Raw genomic sequence first — 17,536 nt, 5'->3', positions numbered from 1 at the left:
GGTCCGTTATCGTGCGCAAATTTTTACGCAGTTTTTCTGAACCACGGTTCACAAAGTAACAAACAACAAGCATATAAGGAAAAGATAGAATGGCTAAGGGGCAATCATTACAAGACCCGTTTTTGAACGCATTGCGTCGTGAACGTGTACCGGTTTCGATCTATTTGGTGAATGGTATTAAGCTGCAGGGACAAATTGAATCCTTTGATCAGTTCGTCATTCTGTTGAAAAACACGGTAAGCCAGATGGTGTATAAGCACGCCATCTCTACAGTGGTTCCTTCTCGTCCGGTTTCGCACCATAGCAACAACGCGGGCGGCAGCGGTGGCAGTAACTACCACCATGGCGGAAGCAACCAGGGCGCTCAGTCGCAGCCACAACAAGACGGCGATAACGCAGAGTAATTCTGCACGGCCGTAAAGCCAGGGCTGGGGAGCGAGTGCGTTTTCCCGTCCTGGTTATTTTATTTTAGCGAGGTTATAGCTTGTTTGACCGTTATGATGCCGGTGAGCAGGCCGTACTGGTACACATCTGGTTCTCCCAAGACAAAGAGCTGGAAGATTTGCAGGAGTTTGAAACTCTTGTCTCTTCTGCGGGCGTCGATGCGCTGCAAGTGATTACCGGCAGTCGTAAAGCGCCACATCCCAAATATTTTGTCGGTGAAGGAAAGGCAGTTGAAATTGCCGATGCGGTGAAAGCGAGTGGAGCATCGGTCGTTTTATTCGATCATGCCTTATCCCCTGCTCAGGAACGTAATCTTGAGCGGCTGTGCGAATGTCGCGTAATCGATCGCACCGGCTTAATTCTCGATATTTTTGCCCAGCGCGCCCGCACCCATGAAGGGAAATTGCAGGTCGAGCTGGCACAGTTACGCCATCTTGCCACCCGTCTGGTGCGCGGATGGACTCACCTTGAGCGGCAGAAAGGCGGTATCGGCCTGCGTGGACCGGGTGAAACCCAGCTGGAAACCGACCGTCGTTTACTGCGCGGCCGCATCAGCCAGATTCTGTCCCGCCTTGAACGCGTGGAAAAACAGCGTGAGCAGGGACGTCAGGCGCGCGCGAAAGCCGATGTGCCGACCGTCTCCCTGGTGGGCTACACCAACGCCGGCAAATCCACCCTGTTCAACGCCATTACTTCAGCCAACGTGTATGCTGCCGACCAGCTGTTCGCCACGCTGGACCCGACGCTGCGCCGCCTCAACGTGGCCGATGTCGGCGAAGTGGTGCTGGCGGATACGGTAGGCTTTATCCGACACCTGCCGCATGACTTAGTGGCGGCGTTTAAAGCCACCCTGCAGGAAACCCGTCAGGCGTCGCTGCTGCTGCACGTGATTGACGCCGCGGATTTGCGCGTCAATGACAACATCGACGCCGTAAACGAAGTGCTGGCAGAGATTGAAGCCGATGAGATTCCGGTGCTGCTGGTGATGAACAAGATCGATATGCTGGATGGCTTTGAGCCGCGTATCGATCGCGACGAAGAAAACCGGCCGACGCGCGTGTGGCTGTCGGCGCAGAGCGGTGCCGGTTTGCCGCTGCTGTGGCAGGCGCTGTCCGAGCGCTTAGCCGGTGAAGTGGCGCAGTATGATTTACGTCTGCCGCCGGAAGCGGGCCGCCTGCGCAGCCGCTTCTATCAGTTGCAGGCGATTGAAAAAGAGTGGAATGAAGAAGATGGCTGCGTAGGTTTGCAGGTGCGAATGCCGATTGTTGACTGGCGCCGCTTGTGCAAGCAGGAACCGCAGCTCGCCAGTTATATTGTTTGACCGTTGCCCAACTCATTTACCCCAAGACGTGCCCGGCACGTGGCAGGGTAAACTTATATACAATAAATGGAGTAGAGACATGGCGTGGAATCAGCCCGGAAATAACGGACAGGACCGCGACCCGTGGGGAAGCAGCAATAACCAAGGCGGCAACTCTGGGGGAAATAAAGGAGGTCGCGATCAGGGACCTCCTGATCTGGATGATATCTTCCGTAAGCTGAGTAAAAAACTCGGCGGACTGGGCGGTGGCAAACAGAGCGATAACGGCCAGCGCAGCGGCGGCAGCGGTGGCAAACTGGTTGGCATTGTCGCCGTGGCGGCAGTGGTTATCTGGGCAGCCAGTGGTTTCTACACCATCAAAGAAGCGGAGCGCGGGGTCGTGACGCGTTTCGGCAAATTCAGCCATCTGGTTGAGCCTGGCCTCAACTGGAAACCGACCTTTATCGATCAGGTGCGGGCCGTCAACGTCGAAGCGGTGCGTGAGCTGGCGGCGTCGGGCGTGATGCTGACTTCGGACGAGAACGTGGTGCGCGTGGAGATGAACGTGCAGTACCGCGTGACCGATCCGGAGCGCTACCTGTATGCGGTGACCAGTGCCGATGACAGCCTGCGTCAGGCCACTGACAGCGCGCTGCGCGGCGTGATTGGCCGCTCGACCATGGACCGTATCCTCACCGAAGGCCGTACCGTCGTGCGTAGCGATACCCAGCGTGAAATCGACGAAACCATTCGTCCTTACAACATGGGTATTACGCTGCTTGACGTCAACTTCCAGGCGGCGCGTCCACCGGAAGAGGTCAAAGCCGCGTTTGACGATGCGATTGCCGCCCGCGAAAACCGCGAGCAGTACGTGCGTGAAGCTGAAGCGTACGCCAACGAAGTGCAGCCGCGTGCAAACGGCCAGGCGCAGCGTATTCTTGAAGAGGCGCGAGCCTACAAAGAGCGGACTGTGCTGGAAGCGCAGGGTGAAGTGGCGCGGTTCGCGCGTCTGCTGCCGGAGTACAAAGCCGCACCGCAGATCACCAAAGAACGTCTCTACATTGAAAGCATGGAGCGCGTGCTCAGCCATACCCGCAAAGTGCTGGTTAACGACCGCGGCAATAGCCTGATGGTGCTGCCGCTGGATCAGCTGATGCGTGGCGGCCAGGCAGGCGGCCAGAGCGGTCAGAACAATGCCAATCTGATGAAGTTACCGTCGTCACCGGGCAGCAATGCCGGCCGCGGCGACACTTCATCCTACAGTCCGGACAGCATCATGGATCAGCGTCGCGCCAATGCGCTGCGTAACGATACCCAGCGCGAAGGGAGGGAGTAATCGATGCGTAAGCCAATCATCGCCGTAATTATTGTTGTTCTGGTGGTGCTGTACGCCTCACTGTTCGTGGTGCAGGAAGGCCAGCGCGGTATCGTGCTGCGCTTTGGTAAAGTGCTGCGTGATGATGAGAACAAGCCGCAGGTGTACGCACCGGGCCTGCACTTCAAGATTCCATTTATTGAAACCGTGAAGTCGCTGGATGCGCGCATCCAGACCATGGATAACCAGGCGGATCGTTTCGTCACCAAAGAGAAGAAAGACCTGATTGTGGACTCTTACATCAAGTGGCGCATCAGCGATTTCAGCCGTTACTACCTCGCGACTGGCGGTGGCGATGTATCTCAGGCGGAAGTACTGCTGAAACGTAAGTTCAGCGACCGTCTGCGTTCAGAAATGGGCCGTCTTGATGTGAAAGATATCGTCACCGACTCGCGTGGCCGTCTGACTACCGACGTACGCGATGCGCTGAACACCGGCAGTGCCGGCAATGACGACGAAGTGCAGACGCCAGCCGCTGACGATGCGATTGCCAGCGCGGCTGCCCGCGTTGAGCGCGAGACCAACAGCAATGAGCCAGCGCCAAACCCGAACAGTATGGCGGCGCTGGGTATTCAGGTGGTCGACGTGCGCATCAAGCAGATCAACCTGCCGACCGAAGTGTCGGACGCGATCTACAACCGTATGCGCGCCGAGCGTGAAGCGGTAGCACGTAGCCAGCGCTCACAGGGTCAGGAAGAGGCGGAAAAACTGCGCGCCCAGGCCGATTATCAGGTAACCCGTACGCTGGCAGAAGCGCAGCGTCAGGCGCTGATCAGCCGTGGTGAAGGGGATGGTGAAGCGGCCAAGCTGTTCGCCGACGCTTTCAGCCAGGATCCTGATTTCTACGCCTTTATCCGCAGCCTGCGTGCCTATGAGAACAGCTTCGCGGACAATCAGGACGTGATGGTGCTGAGCCCGGATAGCGATTTCTTCCGCTATATGAAGGCGCCAACTAACGTCTCGCGTTAATAACTGTTATAACCTTGAGGCCGACACTGATGTCGGCCTTTTTTTTGGGAAAACAGAATGAACACAACCGTCTGGATGGCGCTGGCTTTGGTGCTGGTGCTGGAGGGATTAGGACCGATGCTGCTGCCGCGCCTGTGGCGTCGCATGATTCTGGCGATGACGCAGTTACCGGACCGTATACTGCACCGTTTTGGCGGCGGGCTGGTGGTGGCGGGCGTGGTGATTTACGCCATGCTGAGCACGCACGCGAATGGCTGAGCAAAAATCTGCGCGCTGCCGCCCGGCTAAATTGTGTCTGCTGCAGAGCATTGCCCCCAACATGTTGTAGTGATCAAAACTCAGGCAAAAAACAGCGCAATCGTATGCTAAAAGTGCTGAAAGAGTGAAAATCCGATGGTAGAATCCATTTTTAAGCAATCGGTGATTTTAGAAAATGGGTAAGAACGTCGTCGTACTGGGCACCCAATGGGGTGATGAAGGTAAAGGTAAGATCGTAGACCTTCTGACTGAACGCGCGAAATATGTTGTGCGTTACCAGGGTGGCCACAATGCAGGCCATACACTTGTCATCAACGGTGAGAAAACCGTCCTCCACTTAATTCCCTCTGGCATCCTGCGTGAAAACGTCACCAGCATCATTGGTAATGGTGTTGTGCTGTCGCCTGAAGCCCTGATGAAAGAGATGAACGGTCTGGAAGCGCGCGGTGTGCCGGTACGTGAACGTCTGCTGATCTCTGAAGCTTGTCCGCTGATTCTGCAATACCATGTGGCGATGGACCTGGCGCGTGAAAAAGCGCGCGGTGCCAAAGCTATCGGTACCACCGGTCGTGGTATCGGCCCAGCCTATGAAGATAAAGTTGCCCGTCGCGGTCTGCGCGTCAGCGACCTGTTCAACAAAGAAACCTTCGCCGTGAAGCTGAAAGAGATCGTTGATTTCTACAACTTCCAGCTGGTGAACTACTACAAAGAAGATGCAGTAGACTACGATAAAGTGCTGAGCGATGTACTGGCGGTGGCCGACATCCTGACCGGCATGGTCGTCGACGTGTCTGAACTGCTGGACGGCGCGCGTAAGCGTGGCGACCTGATCATGTTCGAAGGCGCACAGGGTACGCTGCTGGATATCGACCACGGTACGTATCCGTACGTGACTTCGTCCAACACCACTGCCGGTGGCGTGGCGACCGGTTCAGGTATCGGTCCACGCTACGTGGATTACGTGCTGGGCATCGTCAAAGCTTACTCCACCCGCGTTGGTGCCGGTCCATTCCCGACCGAACTGTTTGATGAAACTGGCGAGTTCCTGTGTGAGAAAGGTAATGAGTTCGGTGCCACCACCGGCCGTCGTCGTCGTACCGGCTGGCTGGATGCGGTAGCTGTGCGCCGCGCGGTGCAGATCAACTCCCTGTCCGGCTTCTGCATGACCAAACTGGACGTGCTGGATGGCCTGAAAGAGGTGAAAATCTGCGTCGGTTACCGTATGCCGGATGGCCGCGAGATGACCACCACGCCGCTGGCGGCAGAAGGCTGGGAAGGCATCGAGCCGATTTATGAAACTCTGCCGGGCTGGAGTGAAAACACCTTTGGTGTTAAAACACTGGAAGGCCTGCCGCAGGCAGCACGTGATTACATCAAACGTGTTGAAGAAGTGACTGGCGTGCCGATTGATATTATTTCAACCGGTCCCGACCGTAGTGAGACCATGATTCTGCGCGATCCGTTCGACGCTTAATCACGTTTTGCAGGCCGGACACTGTCCGGCCTTCGTTTATCTGCTCTTTGACTCCGCTCACTTCATTTTTTCCTGCTGGTTTCGGGAGTTACAGGAAAAAAGCGCTCCGGGTTTTCCACACTGGTTTATCATCAATGTTAATCGAAGCGCTCACGGGCGTTATAACAACAATATCGATGATTCACTGAGGTACATGTGCAGCTAACAAGTTTTACCGATTTCGGTCTGCGCGCCCTGATTTACATGGCGACATTGCCGCAAGGTCAGCAGACCAACATTACCGAAGTCACCGATACCTACGGGGTATCGCGTAACCATATGGTTAAAATCATCAATCAACTGAGCCGGGCCGGCTTTGTTGCCGCGACACGCGGTAAAAACGGCGGAATTCGTTTAGGCATGGACCCGGAAAAAATCGTCATTGGCGATGTCGTGAGAAAAATGGAGCCTTTGCAGCTGGTAAACTGTAAAGAGTGTGCGATAAATCCCGCCTGTCGCCTGCGTAGCGCGCTGAATAATGCGGTCCAGCTGTTCCTGCAGGAACTGGATAAATATACGCTCGCCGACCTGGTGCAAAACAACGATTCGCTTTACCACATCTTATTGTCCGAACCGCCGGTGGCAATTCCACATAAATGACATCGGAGGAACCGTAATGTCAAAAGATCCCTTTCAGGATAGAGAAGCTGAAAAGTACGAAAATCCTATTCCCAGTCGGGAATTTATCCTCGCGCTATTAGAAAAGCGTGAAAAGCCGGCGAGTCGCGAAGAGATCGCCGAAGAGTTAAATATCACCAGCGAAGATCAGCTTGAAGCGCTGCGTCGCCGCCTGCGCGCCATGGAGCGTGACGGCCAGCTGGTGTTCACCCGTCGCCAGTGCTACGCCCTGCCGGAGCGTCTGGATTTACTGCGCGGCAAAGTGATTGGCCACCGCGATGGCTACGGCTTCCTGCGCGTTGATGGTCAGAAAGATGACTTCTACCTCTCGGCGGAGCAGATGAAGTTCTGCCTGCACGGTGATGTCATCCTCGCCCAGCCGGGCGGCTCCGACCGCAAAGGGCGGCGTGAAGCGCGCGTGGTACGCGTGCTGGAACCGCGCAACAGCCAGATTGTTGGCCGCTACTTCACCGATGCCGGCACCGGCTTCGTGGTACCGGACGACAGCCGTCTGAGTTTTGACATTCTGATCCCGGCGGAAGAGACGCTGAATGCGCGCATGGGATCGGTGGTTGTGGTGGAGATCGTGCAGCGCGCGACGCGCCGCAGCAAAGCCATTGGCAAAATTACTGAAATTCTCGGCGACAACATGGGCACCGGTCTGGCCGTGGATATGGCGCTGCGCACCCATGAAATTCCCCACTCATGGCCGGAAGAAGTCGAGAAAGAGATTTCCAGACTGAAAGAGCAGGTACCGGAATCGGCGAAAAAAGGCCGCGTCGACCTGCGTGAACTGCCGCTGGTGACCATCGACGGTGAAGACGCGCGTGACTTCGATGACGCCGTTTACTGCGAGAAAAAACGCGGCGGCGGCTGGCGCCTGTGGGTGGCGATTGCCGACGTCAGCTATTACGTGCGTCCCGGCACCGCGCTGGATAACGAAGCGCAGCAGCGCGGCACCTCGGTCTACTTCCCGTCGCAGGTGATACCGATGCTGCCGGAGATCCTCTCGAACGGCCTGTGCTCGCTCAATCCGCAGGTGGATCGCCTGTGCATGGTGTGCGAGATGACCATCTCGGCCAGCGGTAAACTCACCGGCTTCAAACATTACGAAGCGGTGATGAACTCACATGCGCGTCTGACCTACAACAAAGTGTGGAGCATTCTGCAGGGCAACCCGGAGCTGCGTGAACAGTATGCGGCGCAGGTGAAGCACCTCGAAGAGCTGCACCGCATGTATGAGGTGCTGGAAACCGCCCGTGAACAGCGCGGTGGCATCTCGTTTGAAACCGACGAAGCCAAATTCATCTTCAACGCTGAGCGTCGCATTGAGCGCGTGGAGCGCACCGTACGTAACGATGCGCACAAGCTGATTGAAGAGTGCATGATTCTGGCCAACATCGCCTCCGCGCGTTTCGTTGAGAAACATCAGGAGCCGGCGCTGTTCCGCGATCACGATCGCCCGAGCGAAGACAGCATCACCAGCTTCCGTACCGTGCTGGGCGAGCTGGGTCTCAGCCTGCCGGGTGGGTCGAAACCGCAGCCGATCGATTATGCCGATCTGCTGACGCAGATTGCCGACCGTCCGGATGCTGAAATGCTGCAAACCATGCTGCTGCGTTCGATGAAGCAGGCGGTGTACGATCCGGAAAACCGCGGTCACTTTGGCCTGGCGCTGGCGTCGTATGCGCACTTTACCTCGCCGATCCGTCGTTATCCGGATCTGCTGCTGCACCGTGCCATTAAGTATCTGCTGGCCAAAGAGCAGGGCACGGTAAAAGGCAACACCACGCCAACCGGTGGTTATCACTACGATATGCAGCAGATGCTGCAGCTGGGTCAGCACTGTTCGATGACCGAACGCCGTGCCGATGAAGCGACGCGCGATGTGGCCGACTGGCTGAAGTGCGACTTTATGCAGGATCAGGTGGGTAACGTATTCAACGGCGTGATCTCCAGCGTGACCGGCTTTGGCTTCTTTGTTCGTCTCAACGATCTGTTCATTGATGGCCTGGTGCACGTCTCCACGCTGGACAATGATTACTACCGCTTCGATCCGGTGGGCCAGCGTCTGATTGGCGAATCCGGTGGTCGCACTTACCGTCTGGGTGATGCGGTGGAAGTGCGCGTTGACGCGGTGCACATGGATGAGCGCAAGATCGATTTCGCGCTGATCTCCAGCAAACGCGTACCGCGCGGTGAAGGGAAAACCGCGCGCGAGCGTGAGAAGCGTGGCGGCAAGCCACCGGCGAAGCGGCGTCGCGACGCGGGTCGCAAGGGCAACTTTGAGCCGGACGCCGCTTTCCGCGGTGAGAAGCAGCCGGCTGCGGCGAATAAAAGCGAGAAAAAAAGCAAAAAAGTCTCCGAAAAAACCCGTAAAATCGCCGCCGCAACCAAGGCGAAGCGCGCAGTGAAGAAGAAGGCCAGCGAAGCCTGATGGCCTCTTCACCCGCCAGCGGCCAGGTGCGTCAGCGCTGACGCACCTTGCTCAACCTGTTTCGCAGGCTGCGCCCCAACGCGCAGCCTGATTAATGTTCTGTATTCAACGATATACATCCAACCTTGAGCAAAGTAATGAGTGAAATAATTTTTGGCATTCACGCCGTGCAGGCGCTGCTGGAGCGTGATCCCCAGCGTTTTCAGGAAGTCTTTATCCTTAAAGGCCGCGATGACCGCCGCCTGCAGCCGCTGATCGCCGCACTGGAAACTCAGGGAATTGTGATTCAGCTGGCCAACCGACAGTGGCTCGACGGCCAGGTCGAAGGCGGCGTGCACCAGGGTATCGTGGCGCGCGTTAAGCCGGGTAAAAACTATCAGGAAGGCGATCTGCCGGATCTGCTGGCTTCACTGGATCAGCCGTTCCTGCTGATTCTGGATGGCGTCACCGATCCGCATAACCTGGGTGCCTGCCTGCGCAGCGCCGATGCGGCCGGTGTGCATGCGGTGATCGTGCCGAAAGACCGTTCGGCACCGCTCAACGCCACGGCGAAAAAAGTCGCCAGCGGGGCGGCGGAAAACGTGCCGCTGATTCGCGTCACCAATCTGGCGCGCACCATGCGTCTGCTGCAGGAGTACAACGTCTGGATCGTCGGCACGGCCGGTGAAGCAGACCACACGCTGTATCAGAGCAAAATGACCGGCGCGATGGCGCTGGTGATGGGTGCGGAAGGAGAAGGCATGCGCCGCCTGACGCGCGAACACTGCGATGAGCTGATCAGCATCCCGATGGCCGGCAGCGTCTCTTCCCTCAACGTTTCGGTGGCCACCGGCGTTTGTCTGTTCGAAGCGGTGCGTCAGCGCCAGGCGTGATCGCCGCCGCAAAACCTCAGCTGTACCAGGCATAACTGCACATCCTCTCCATACTTATAGCCACATCAGTACGGGCAACAGGAGAGGAGAGTGCCATGGCCTGGACCACTCACAGCGTATTCAATCAACCATCTCCGCTCAGCAACAGCAATCTCTTCACCGGCGACAGCGCGCTGTGCGAGGCGGTGGTGCGTGAAGGGGCCGGCTGGGACCGCGAATGGCTGGCGTCCGTTGGCCTGCAACTCGGCAGCGCGGAATCACTGGAATTAGGTCGCCTGGCCAATGCACAGCCGCCGGAGCTGCTGCGTTACGACGCGCGCGGTGAGCGGCTCGACGAGGTGCGCTTTCATCCTGCCTGGCATCTGCTGATGCAGGGCGTGTGCGCCAGCCGGTTACATAACCTGAGCTGGCAGCCCGACGTGCAGGGCAGCGCCATGGTGGCGCGCGCGGCGCGTTTCATTCTGCATGCGCAGGTGGAAGCCGGTTCACTCTGCCCGGTAACCATGACTCACGCCGCGATCCCGCTGCTGCAAACTCATCTGCCCGCTCCCTACGCCGACTGGCACGATCGACTGCTGAGCGATCGGTATGATGCGCATCATCTGCCCGGCAGCCAGAAGCGCGGCCTGCTGATTGGCATGGGCATGACGGAGAAGCAGGGCGGCACCGATGTGCTGAGCAACACCACACGCGCCGAACCGCCTGGCACGCGTGCGCCGGGCGAACCCTGGCGCATCACCGGCCACAAATGGTTCTTCTCGGTGCCGCAAAGCGACGCGCACCTGATTCTGGCGCAGACCGCCGCCGGGCTGAGCTGCTTCTTTCTGCCACGCCTGCTGCCGGACGGCACGCGCAACGCCATTCGTCTTGAACGCCTGAAAGACAAGCTGGGCAACCGCGCCAATGCCAGTGCCGAAGTGGAGTTTCAGGATGCCTTCGGCTGGTTGATGGGTGAAGAGGGCGATGGCGTGCGGCTGATCCTGAAAATGGGCGGTATGACGCGCTTTGACTGCGCGCTCGGCAGCCATGGCCAGATGCGACGCGCGCTGGCGATTGCGCTGCATCACGCCGGTCAGCGTCAGGTGATGGGCAAAAGCCTTAGCGATCAGCCGCTGATGCGCGCGGTGCTGGCGCAGCAGGCACTGCAGCTGGAAGGACAAACCGCGCTGCTGCTGCGTCTGGCGCGCGCCTGGTCAACGCCGGCCAGCGCGCATGAACGGTTGTATGCACGCCTGTTCACCCCGGCGGCCAAGTTCGTGATCTGCAAAGCCGGCATGCCATTTGTGGCTGAAGCCATGGAGGTGCTGGGCGGCATTGGCTACTGCGAAGAGAGTGAACTGCCGCGCCTGTATCGCGAGATGCCGGTGAACAGCATCTGGGAGGGCTCGGGTAACGTGATGTGCCTGGATGTGCTGCGTGTACTGGGGCGGCATGCAGAGGTGCTTAGCATGTTGCATGATGAGTTTGATGCGGTGAAGGGCAGCAATCGCCACTTCGATCGCTGCTGGCGTCAGCTGCGGCTACAGCTCGGCAACCTGCGCGAAGAGCAGGCACGGCAGGTTAGCGACATGCTGATTCGGCTGGCGAGTGCCGCGGTGCTGCTGAAAGCGGCAGAACCGCCGCTGGCAGACAGCTGGTGCGCGCGTTATCTCTCATCGCGCCCGGCGCAGGCGCTGAGTGATGATCTGAACGCACGCTTACTGCAGCGTGCTACTGCCGCCTGAGGGCGCGCCGTACAGAATGGCGGTGGCATACCAGAAGCCAGGCATGGTGGTCTCATCGACCATCAGGATCTGATAGTAAACCGCACCGCTCTGATTGGCGCGTGCAGCGATCGCACGCTGCACATCATCCGGCGAGCCGCGTGAATGGGCGCTGACGGTGCCAAGCTTCGGCAGTCCATAGCTTTGCGCGCGGGTGATCTCCTGCGCCTGAGTGGTGGGCGCTGGCGGGGGTTGTGGCGTGGTGTGCAGTGCGGCACAGCCGCTCAGCAGCAGGCCCAGCAGCAGAATAAGCGTACGCATGGTGGCTCCGGAAAACAGGCAGATGACTCAAGTGTAAGCCATCTGCCCCGGCTCATCAGTCGTTGAGGCGGAAAATACTCACCAGCTGGGTCAGATGATGGCCTTTCTGACTCAGGTGCTGCGCCGTGTGCTCGGACTGGTTAATCATGTCGCTGCTCTGATGGGTCGCATGGCTGATGTGGTTCATCGCCAGATTGACCTGACCAATGCCCGCGGCCTGCTCCTGAGCGGCGATATTGATTTCCCCCATCAGGGTTTTCACCTGTTCGATATGGCTGACAATATGGCTCATGGCGTCACGCGTTTGTTCCGAGAGCGCATGGCCGGCGGCCACTTTGTCGATCGAACTGGCGATCAGCCCATCAATCTCCTTCGCCGCATTGGCGCTGCGCTGCGCCAGCGCACGCACTTCCGCAGCGACAACCGCGAAGCCTTTGCCGTGCTCACCGGCGCGCGCCGCCTCAACCGCAGCGTTGAGCGCCAGAATATTGGTCTGGAAGGCAATCGACTCGATCACGTGGGTAATGTCGGCGATGCTCTGTGAGGCAATGCGAATCTCCGCCATGGTCTCTACCGAGCGCGCCACGGTGCTGCCGCCCTGGCTGACGGTGCTGGCGGCTTCACCGACCAGCGCCATCGCCTGACGCACGTTAGCGGCGGTTTGCGCCACGGTTGCGCCAAACTGCTCCATGCTGGCCGAGGTCTCTTCGACGCTGCTCGCCTGGCGGCCAATCTGCTCGCTAATGCTGGAACTGCTGGCCGCAATGGTGTCGGTGCCGTCGCTGATCTCACGCGCGGCGGCGCGTACCTGGCCTACCACTTTCTCCAGGCCGTCACCAATGCCGTTAATCGCGCTCACCAGCTGGCCGATCTCGTCGCGGCGCGCTGAGTCGAGGTGCGCCTGCAGATTACCCGCCGCGTACTGCTCGGCCAGATGGATCACCTGCTGCAGCGGCCGGGTAATGGCGCGCCGGCTATACAGCACAAAGCCAATGGCAAAGGCGAGTACCAGCGCCAGGCCAATCAGCATGAACAGATTGCGGCTGTGGGTGATCGGTGCCAGCAGGCTGGCGCGGCTGACTTCACCGGCGATAATCCAGTTCCAGCCCGGCAGTTGCTGCCATGCCAGCAGGCGGGTTTCGCCCTGATGCGCGATCTCCAGCAGGCCGTGCGGCTGCGTCAGGATCTGCTGCTGTACGCTGCGATCCCAGTCCGGCAGCTTGCCTTCTGACTGACGGGCAAACAGATACTGGCCCTGTGCGCTGCCCGGCGTGCCGTTCAGCACGAAGAAGCTGCCGCTGTCACCGAGACGTCGCGCCAGCACTTTCTCCCGCATCAGCGCGTACTGTTTATCAATCTGCACGCCAACAAACAGAATGGCGATGACTGCGCCGCTGTCGTCCTGCACCGGCTGGTATTGCGTGATATAGCGATGGCCGAACAGCGTCGCCAGGCCGCGATACACTTCGCCCCTATTCACGCTGCGCCACGCCGCGCTGCTGCGATCAAGCTGGGTGCCCACCGCGCGACTGCCATCCTCTTTCTTTAGTGAGGTCGCGATGCGAATGTAATCCTCGCCGTCGCGCACAAAGATGGTGGAGACTGCACCGGTACGATCGAGAAAATCGTCCACGGCGATCTGATCGAGGTTGAGGGTTTTCAGCCCGGCACGCAGCGTCGGCGTGCTGAACGATCCCACCTGAATGCGTGAGCTGTCGTCACGGCTGAATCGCTTGGGTAAAAAGCTCTGAAACAGCCGGGTATAGTTCGCCACTTCTTCCGATAAGGTCGCGTTAAACATCGTGGCCATTTCATTAATGCCGAGCACCTGGTTTTGCATATCGTCGACAGCCAGCTGCTCCAGCTGGCGCGCGGCGTTATGGCTGAGCGTTAACGTCAGGGCAAACAGCACGATTGCCACACTGAAAGACGTCAATACAGACAGCTTAATTCCGAGACTCATGGCGCTGAGAGAGAGACGCTTCATAAAGTACCTTTAATAAATAACTGGAGGGGTACAGGATCAACGGCAAAATGCGGCAAATGTTTAGGGCAGAAATTAATCGAAATAAATGTGATGTGGTTCGCGTTTTGGCCGGCAGCACGTACACTGAGACCAGTGATAATCATTCTCAACGGAGACGGTATGATTGAGTTGGCAACGGAGAACCTGGCGGGCATTGAGTGTATTCACGCGGCACCGGCCGGACAGCGGCTGGCGCGCTTACCCACCATCCTGTTTTATCACGGATTTACCTCGTCGAAAGAGGTGTACAGCTACTTTGCCGTGGCGCTGGCGCAGGCCGGTTTCCGTGTGGTGATGCCGGATGCAGAGATGCACGGCGCGCGCTACAACGGTGATACCGACGCGCGCATGACGCACTTCTGGGAGATTTTGCGCCAGAACATCGATGAAGTGCCGCTGCTGGAAGCGGCGCTGCGCGACAACGATTGGGTGGCGGATGAGCGTTTCGCCATTGCCGGCGCCTCAATGGGCGGCATGACTGCGCTGGGCGCGATGGCGCGCTATCCACACCTGCACAGTGTTGCCTGTCTGATGGGCTCCGGCTACTTCATGCAGCTCAGTCAGACGCTGTTCCCGCCGCTGGTGGCGCACACGCCAGAGCAAAAAGCGGCGTTACAGGCGCGGCTGGCCCCGCTGGCAGACTACGATCCCTGTCAGCAGCTGGCGCAGCTGGCTAACCGGCCGCTGCTGTTATGGCACGGTGAAGCGGATGAAGTCGTACCGTTTGCCGAAACGGTGCGACTGGAGAAGGCGTTGCGCGAGGCGCAGCTCGACAGCCGGCTCACTTTTCTGGCGGAAAAGCAGATCGGGCACAAAATCACGCCGCCAGCGCTCACCGCGCTGGTCAGTTTCTTTAAACATCATTTGTAAACGGAACGGGCTGGCGGTGCGGACACGCCAGCCCGGGATAACAGGCCGGACTACAGTTGTGACGACAAGCGGTCGGCGGCGCTGGTGTTCGCGCTGACCGGGTTACCGCCTGGCGCATCCAGCCGGTTAACGTAGACATAGCCTGAAGCCGCTTTGCTGCTGTTACTTCTCATCTGCAGCGCCTGGTCAGCGGAGCTGGCAAGAGCGGGGGTAGACAGGAAGAGACCCAGTAAAGTGGCGATAATGACAGCTTTCATAATCGACTCCTCACTCCAGGGATTTCACTCTCAGGCGCGCTGATTAAGCCAAACCGTTGCGCCTGTAGAGAGTTTAGTTCTTCACCAGTACGACGCCAGATCGTCGTGCTGAACGCCTCGTTCAGGGATTTTGAACAATCTCTGACTAACCTGCTGAATCTCAATCCTTAGCACAAAAGGTGTCCCCGCCTGGCACGACAGCGACAATTTGATGAATTGTGCGCTTGAGTTTCCCCGGCGAGGTCAGTATGATTACGCGTCAATTTTTCAGCTGCATTCAGAGGTGTGTTTCATCTTTTGGGTGATTCGCAACCTATAACGTTCCTTGCTTCCGTGGGCCGCAGCTGACCCTGACAGGAGGCTGAATAATCCGTAAGGAGCTATCGATGCGTCATTACGAAATCGTATTTATGGTCCATCCTGACCAGAGCGAGCAGGTTCCGGGCATGATCGAGCGTTACACTGGTGCTATCACTGGTGCACAGGGCACGATCCACCGTCTGGAAGACTGGGGTCGCCGTCAGCTGGCTTACCCGATCAACAAACTGCACAAAGCACACTACGTTCTGCTGAACGTAGAAGCACCGCAGGAAGTGATCGACGAGCTGGAAACTAACTTCCGCTTCAACGACGCCGTTATCCGCAGCATGGTTATGCGCGTTAAGCACGCGGTAACTGAAGCTTCTCCGATGGTTAAAGCGAAAGACGAGCGTCGTGAGCGCCGCGAAGACTTCGCTAACGAATCGGCAGAAGACTCAGATGCTGGGGATTCTGAAGAGTAATCCACGATGACGGCCAATCGGCTGCGCCTGTCTGGCACCGTGTGCAAGACGCCAGTTCGAAAAGTCAGTCCGTCAGGGATTCCTCACTGCCAGTTCGTGCTTGAGCATCGTTCTGTGCAGGAGGAAGCCGGGTTTCACCGGCAAGCCTGGTGTCAGATGCCGGTGATTATCAGCGGCAGCGCCCATCAGGCGATTACTCAACATATAACGGTCGGCACGCAACTCACACTCGAAGGTTTTATTAGCTGCCATCAGGCACGCAATGGCCAGAGCAAACTTGTGTTACATGCCGAGCAGATTGAATTGATAGATTCTGGAGACTAGCCAAATGGCACGTTATTTCCGTCGTCGCAAGTTCTGCCGTTTCACCGCGGAAGGCGTTCAAGAGATCGATTATAAAGATATCGCAACGCTGAAAAACTACATCACTGAAAGCGGCAAGATTGTTCCAAGCCGTATCACCGGTACTCGTGCAAAATACCAGCGTCAGCTGGCTCGTGCTATCAAGCGCGCGCGTTACCTGTCTCTGCTGCCGTACACTGATCGTCATCAGTAATCGGCAACTGTCCATTAACGACTTTAAGAGGATAAGGTAATGCAAGTTATTCTGCTTGATAAAGTAGCAAACCTGGGCAGCCTGGGTGATCAGGTTAACGTTAAAGCGGGCTACGCTCGTAACTTCCTGGTTCCACAGGGTAAAGCTGTTCCTGCTACAAAGAAAAACGTTGAGTTCTTCGAAGCGCGTCGCGCTGAACTGGAAGCCAAACTGGCTGACGTTCTGGCTGCTGCTAACGCACGTGCAGAGAAAATCAATGCACTGGGCACCGTTACTCTCGCGTCTAAAGCAGGCGACGAAGGTAAACTGTTCGGTTCCATCGGTACCCGCGACATCGCTGATGCAGTTACTGCAGCTGGCGTTGAAGTGGCGAAGAGCGAAGTTCGCCTGCCAAACGGCGTTCTGCGCACCACCGGTGAGCACGAAGTTGACTTCCAGGTTCACAGCGAAGTATTCGCGAAACTGGTTGTGAATGTAGTAGCTGAGTAATTTTTTACTTGGTTTGAAAGCGCCGGCCTTGTGCCGGCGTTTTTGTTTCTGTCGCTTACTGCGCGCGGATAAAACTGCCGTCTGGCTGGCGGGTAAACAACACCGGACCGTTACTGCTCTCGACCGTTAAGCCGGTCACCACGCCCTGCGCGTTCTGACGAATCTTCACCTGCTGACCACTCTGCAGCGCGCTCAGCGGCTGCCCATCGCCTTCCACCCGCGCCATGGCAAACACATCATTGACCGGCAGATTGTTGTCACGGAACAGCTGCGCCAGCGTCTGGCCCGAGGCCACGGTATAGCTGTGCCATTCGCCCTGGGCATCACTCTTTGGCGTCGTATTCTGCGGCGGCTGCGCATTGTTATCGTAGATTTCCGCCTGCATCGGCACCTCTTTGCCGCTGCTCTCCGCCGGACGTTCCACCGGATACTGCGGTGTGCTGGCAGGCCAGAGAAACGCCAGCAGCATCACCAGCAGGGCAATAACGATACCGCGTCGGTGCAGCGGCGGCAGCGGATCCATCCAGCGTACGTTATCCAGCAGATGCCAGATGCGCTGCAGCACAGCGGGTATACGCGACGGGGTTTCAGAAGCCATTCTTTCCTCCTCCTCGCTGGCGGTCGTGACGCGCCTGTCAGGCAGCCAGCGTTGCAACCGGGAAAATAAGGTACGCGGTGCGCGCGTCCTGCGACGTCGTGGGGCGATTTGGCCCATGGATGCTCTCTTGTTCTATAGTATGGGCAAA

Annotated in this window: 19 protein-coding genes; 15 read left to right on the top strand and 4 right to left on the bottom strand. The window is 58.0% G+C overall.

Features of this window, described 5'->3' with window-relative positions; genetic code table 11:
• Positions 1 to 89 precede the first annotated feature (89 nt).
• The 10 genes from hfq (at position 90) to F3J41_RS19595 (ending at position 11,510) form a co-directional block, all read left to right on the top strand.
• The gene (gene hfq, locus F3J41_RS19640) at positions 90 to 404 is read left to right on the top strand and encodes an RNA chaperone Hfq (protein WP_010618006.1); all 315 of its coding nucleotides are present in this window, start codon (positions 90 to 92) and stop codon (positions 402 to 404) included.
• An 80-nt stretch (positions 405 to 484) separates the two neighbouring features.
• Positions 485 to 1,765 carry a ribosome rescue GTPase HflX gene (gene hflX / locus F3J41_RS19635; RefSeq protein WP_021509763.1) on the top strand — a complete coding sequence of 427 codons (1,281 nt, stop codon included), beginning with the start codon at positions 485 to 487 and terminating at the stop codon, positions 1,763 to 1,765.
• Between the two features lie 79 nt (positions 1,766 to 1,844).
• The gene (gene hflK / locus F3J41_RS19630) at positions 1,845 to 3,080 is read left to right on the top strand and encodes an FtsH protease activity modulator HflK (protein WP_021509762.1); all 1,236 of its coding nucleotides are present in this window, start codon (positions 1,845 to 1,847) and stop codon (positions 3,078 to 3,080) included.
• 3 nt (positions 3,081 to 3,083) lie between these two features.
• Positions 3,084 to 4,088: a protease modulator HflC gene (gene hflC / locus F3J41_RS19625; protein ID WP_021509761.1), complete on the top strand. Its 1,005-nt coding sequence runs from the start codon at positions 3,084 to 3,086 to the stop codon at positions 4,086 to 4,088.
• 57 nt (positions 4,089 to 4,145) lie between these two features.
• On the top strand, positions 4,146 to 4,346 hold the full coding sequence (locus F3J41_RS19620) for a DUF2065 family protein (protein ID WP_031280157.1): 201 nt from the start codon (positions 4,146 to 4,148) through the stop codon (positions 4,344 to 4,346).
• A 175-nt stretch (positions 4,347 to 4,521) separates the two neighbouring features.
• Positions 4,522 to 5,820, top strand: a complete 1,299-nt coding sequence (locus F3J41_RS19615; protein ID WP_058759868.1) for an adenylosuccinate synthase — start codon at positions 4,522 to 4,524, stop codon at positions 5,818 to 5,820.
• Positions 5,821 to 6,015: 195 nt separating this feature from the next.
• Positions 6,016 to 6,459, top strand: coding sequence for a nitric oxide-sensing transcriptional repressor NsrR (nsrR, locus tag F3J41_RS19610; RefSeq protein ID WP_021509758.1), 444 nt, complete (start codon positions 6,016 to 6,018; stop codon positions 6,457 to 6,459).
• A gap of 16 nt (positions 6,460 to 6,475) precedes the next feature.
• Complete coding sequence (gene rnr / locus F3J41_RS19605; RefSeq protein ID WP_021509757.1) at positions 6,476 to 8,914, top strand: ribonuclease R; 2,439 nt, start codon at positions 6,476 to 6,478, stop codon at positions 8,912 to 8,914.
• A gap of 137 nt (positions 8,915 to 9,051) precedes the next feature.
• Positions 9,052 to 9,786: a 23S rRNA (guanosine(2251)-2'-O)-methyltransferase RlmB gene (rlmB, locus tag F3J41_RS19600; protein ID WP_166712163.1), complete on the top strand. Its 735-nt coding sequence runs from the start codon at positions 9,052 to 9,054 to the stop codon at positions 9,784 to 9,786.
• Positions 9,787 to 9,881: 95 nt separating this feature from the next.
• Positions 9,882 to 11,510 carry an isovaleryl-CoA dehydrogenase gene (locus F3J41_RS19595; RefSeq protein ID WP_166712161.1) on the top strand — a complete coding sequence of 543 codons (1,629 nt, stop codon included), beginning with the start codon at positions 9,882 to 9,884 and terminating at the stop codon, positions 11,508 to 11,510.
• Here the strand turns inward: F3J41_RS19595 and bsmA are convergent.
• Positions 11,484 to 11,810 (bottom strand): biofilm peroxide resistance protein BsmA, encoded by a 327-nt coding sequence (gene bsmA, locus F3J41_RS19590; protein WP_021509754.1) that lies wholly within the window; start codon positions 11,808 to 11,810, stop codon positions 11,484 to 11,486. The two genes, F3J41_RS19595 and bsmA, sit on opposite strands and share 27 nt — an antisense overlap.
• A 55-nt stretch (positions 11,811 to 11,865) precedes the next feature.
• Entirely contained in the window at positions 11,866 to 13,797 is a 1,932-nt protein-coding gene (locus tag F3J41_RS19585; RefSeq protein ID WP_166712159.1) for a methyl-accepting chemotaxis protein, read from the bottom strand.
• A gap of 159 nt (positions 13,798 to 13,956) precedes the next feature.
• On the opposite strand from F3J41_RS19585, the gene yjfP reads away from it, so the two are divergent.
• The gene (gene yjfP / locus F3J41_RS19580; RefSeq protein ID WP_166712158.1) at positions 13,957 to 14,706 is read left to right on the top strand and encodes an esterase; all 750 of its coding nucleotides are present in this window, start codon (positions 13,957 to 13,959) and stop codon (positions 14,704 to 14,706) included.
• Between the two features lie 50 nt (positions 14,707 to 14,756).
• Here the strand turns inward: yjfP and F3J41_RS19575 are convergent, their stop codons facing one another.
• Positions 14,757 to 14,963 (bottom strand): hypothetical protein, encoded by a 207-nt coding sequence (locus F3J41_RS19575; RefSeq protein WP_021509751.1) that lies wholly within the window; start codon positions 14,961 to 14,963, stop codon positions 14,757 to 14,759.
• A gap of 386 nt (positions 14,964 to 15,349) precedes the next feature.
• On the opposite strand from F3J41_RS19575, the gene rpsF reads away from it, so the two are divergent.
• From rpsF to rplI, 4 genes are read left to right on the top strand one after another with little or no spacing between them, the layout of a single operon-like run.
• A complete protein-coding gene (rpsF, locus tag F3J41_RS19570; protein WP_021509750.1) occupies positions 15,350 to 15,745 on the top strand; it encodes a 30S ribosomal protein S6 in 396 nt (131 codons plus the stop codon).
• Positions 15,746 to 15,751: 6 nt separating this feature from the next.
• Positions 15,752 to 16,069, top strand: a complete 318-nt coding sequence (gene priB, locus F3J41_RS19565; protein ID WP_031280155.1) for a primosomal replication protein N — start codon at positions 15,752 to 15,754, stop codon at positions 16,067 to 16,069.
• Between the two features lie 4 nt (positions 16,070 to 16,073).
• On the top strand, positions 16,074 to 16,301 hold the full coding sequence (gene rpsR / locus F3J41_RS19560; protein ID WP_000135199.1) for a 30S ribosomal protein S18: 228 nt from the start codon (positions 16,074 to 16,076) through the stop codon (positions 16,299 to 16,301).
• 39 nt (positions 16,302 to 16,340) lie between these two features.
• Complete coding sequence (rplI, locus tag F3J41_RS19555) at positions 16,341 to 16,790, top strand: 50S ribosomal protein L9 (protein ID WP_021509748.1); 450 nt, start codon at positions 16,341 to 16,343, stop codon at positions 16,788 to 16,790.
• Positions 16,791 to 16,845: 55 nt separating this feature from the next.
• Here the strand turns inward: rplI and F3J41_RS19550 are convergent, their stop codons facing one another.
• Positions 16,846 to 17,505: an OapA family protein gene (locus F3J41_RS19550; RefSeq protein WP_150360361.1), complete on the bottom strand. Its 660-nt coding sequence runs from the start codon at positions 17,503 to 17,505 to the stop codon at positions 16,846 to 16,848.
• Positions 17,506 to 17,536: the final 31 nt, after the last annotated feature.

This window comes from Pantoea sp. Ap-870 (assembly GCF_011752515.1).
Taxonomy (GTDB): Bacteria; Pseudomonadota; Gammaproteobacteria; order Enterobacterales; family Enterobacteriaceae; genus Pantoea; species Pantoea dispersa.
This window is presented reverse-complemented; position numbering and strand designations above follow the sequence as displayed.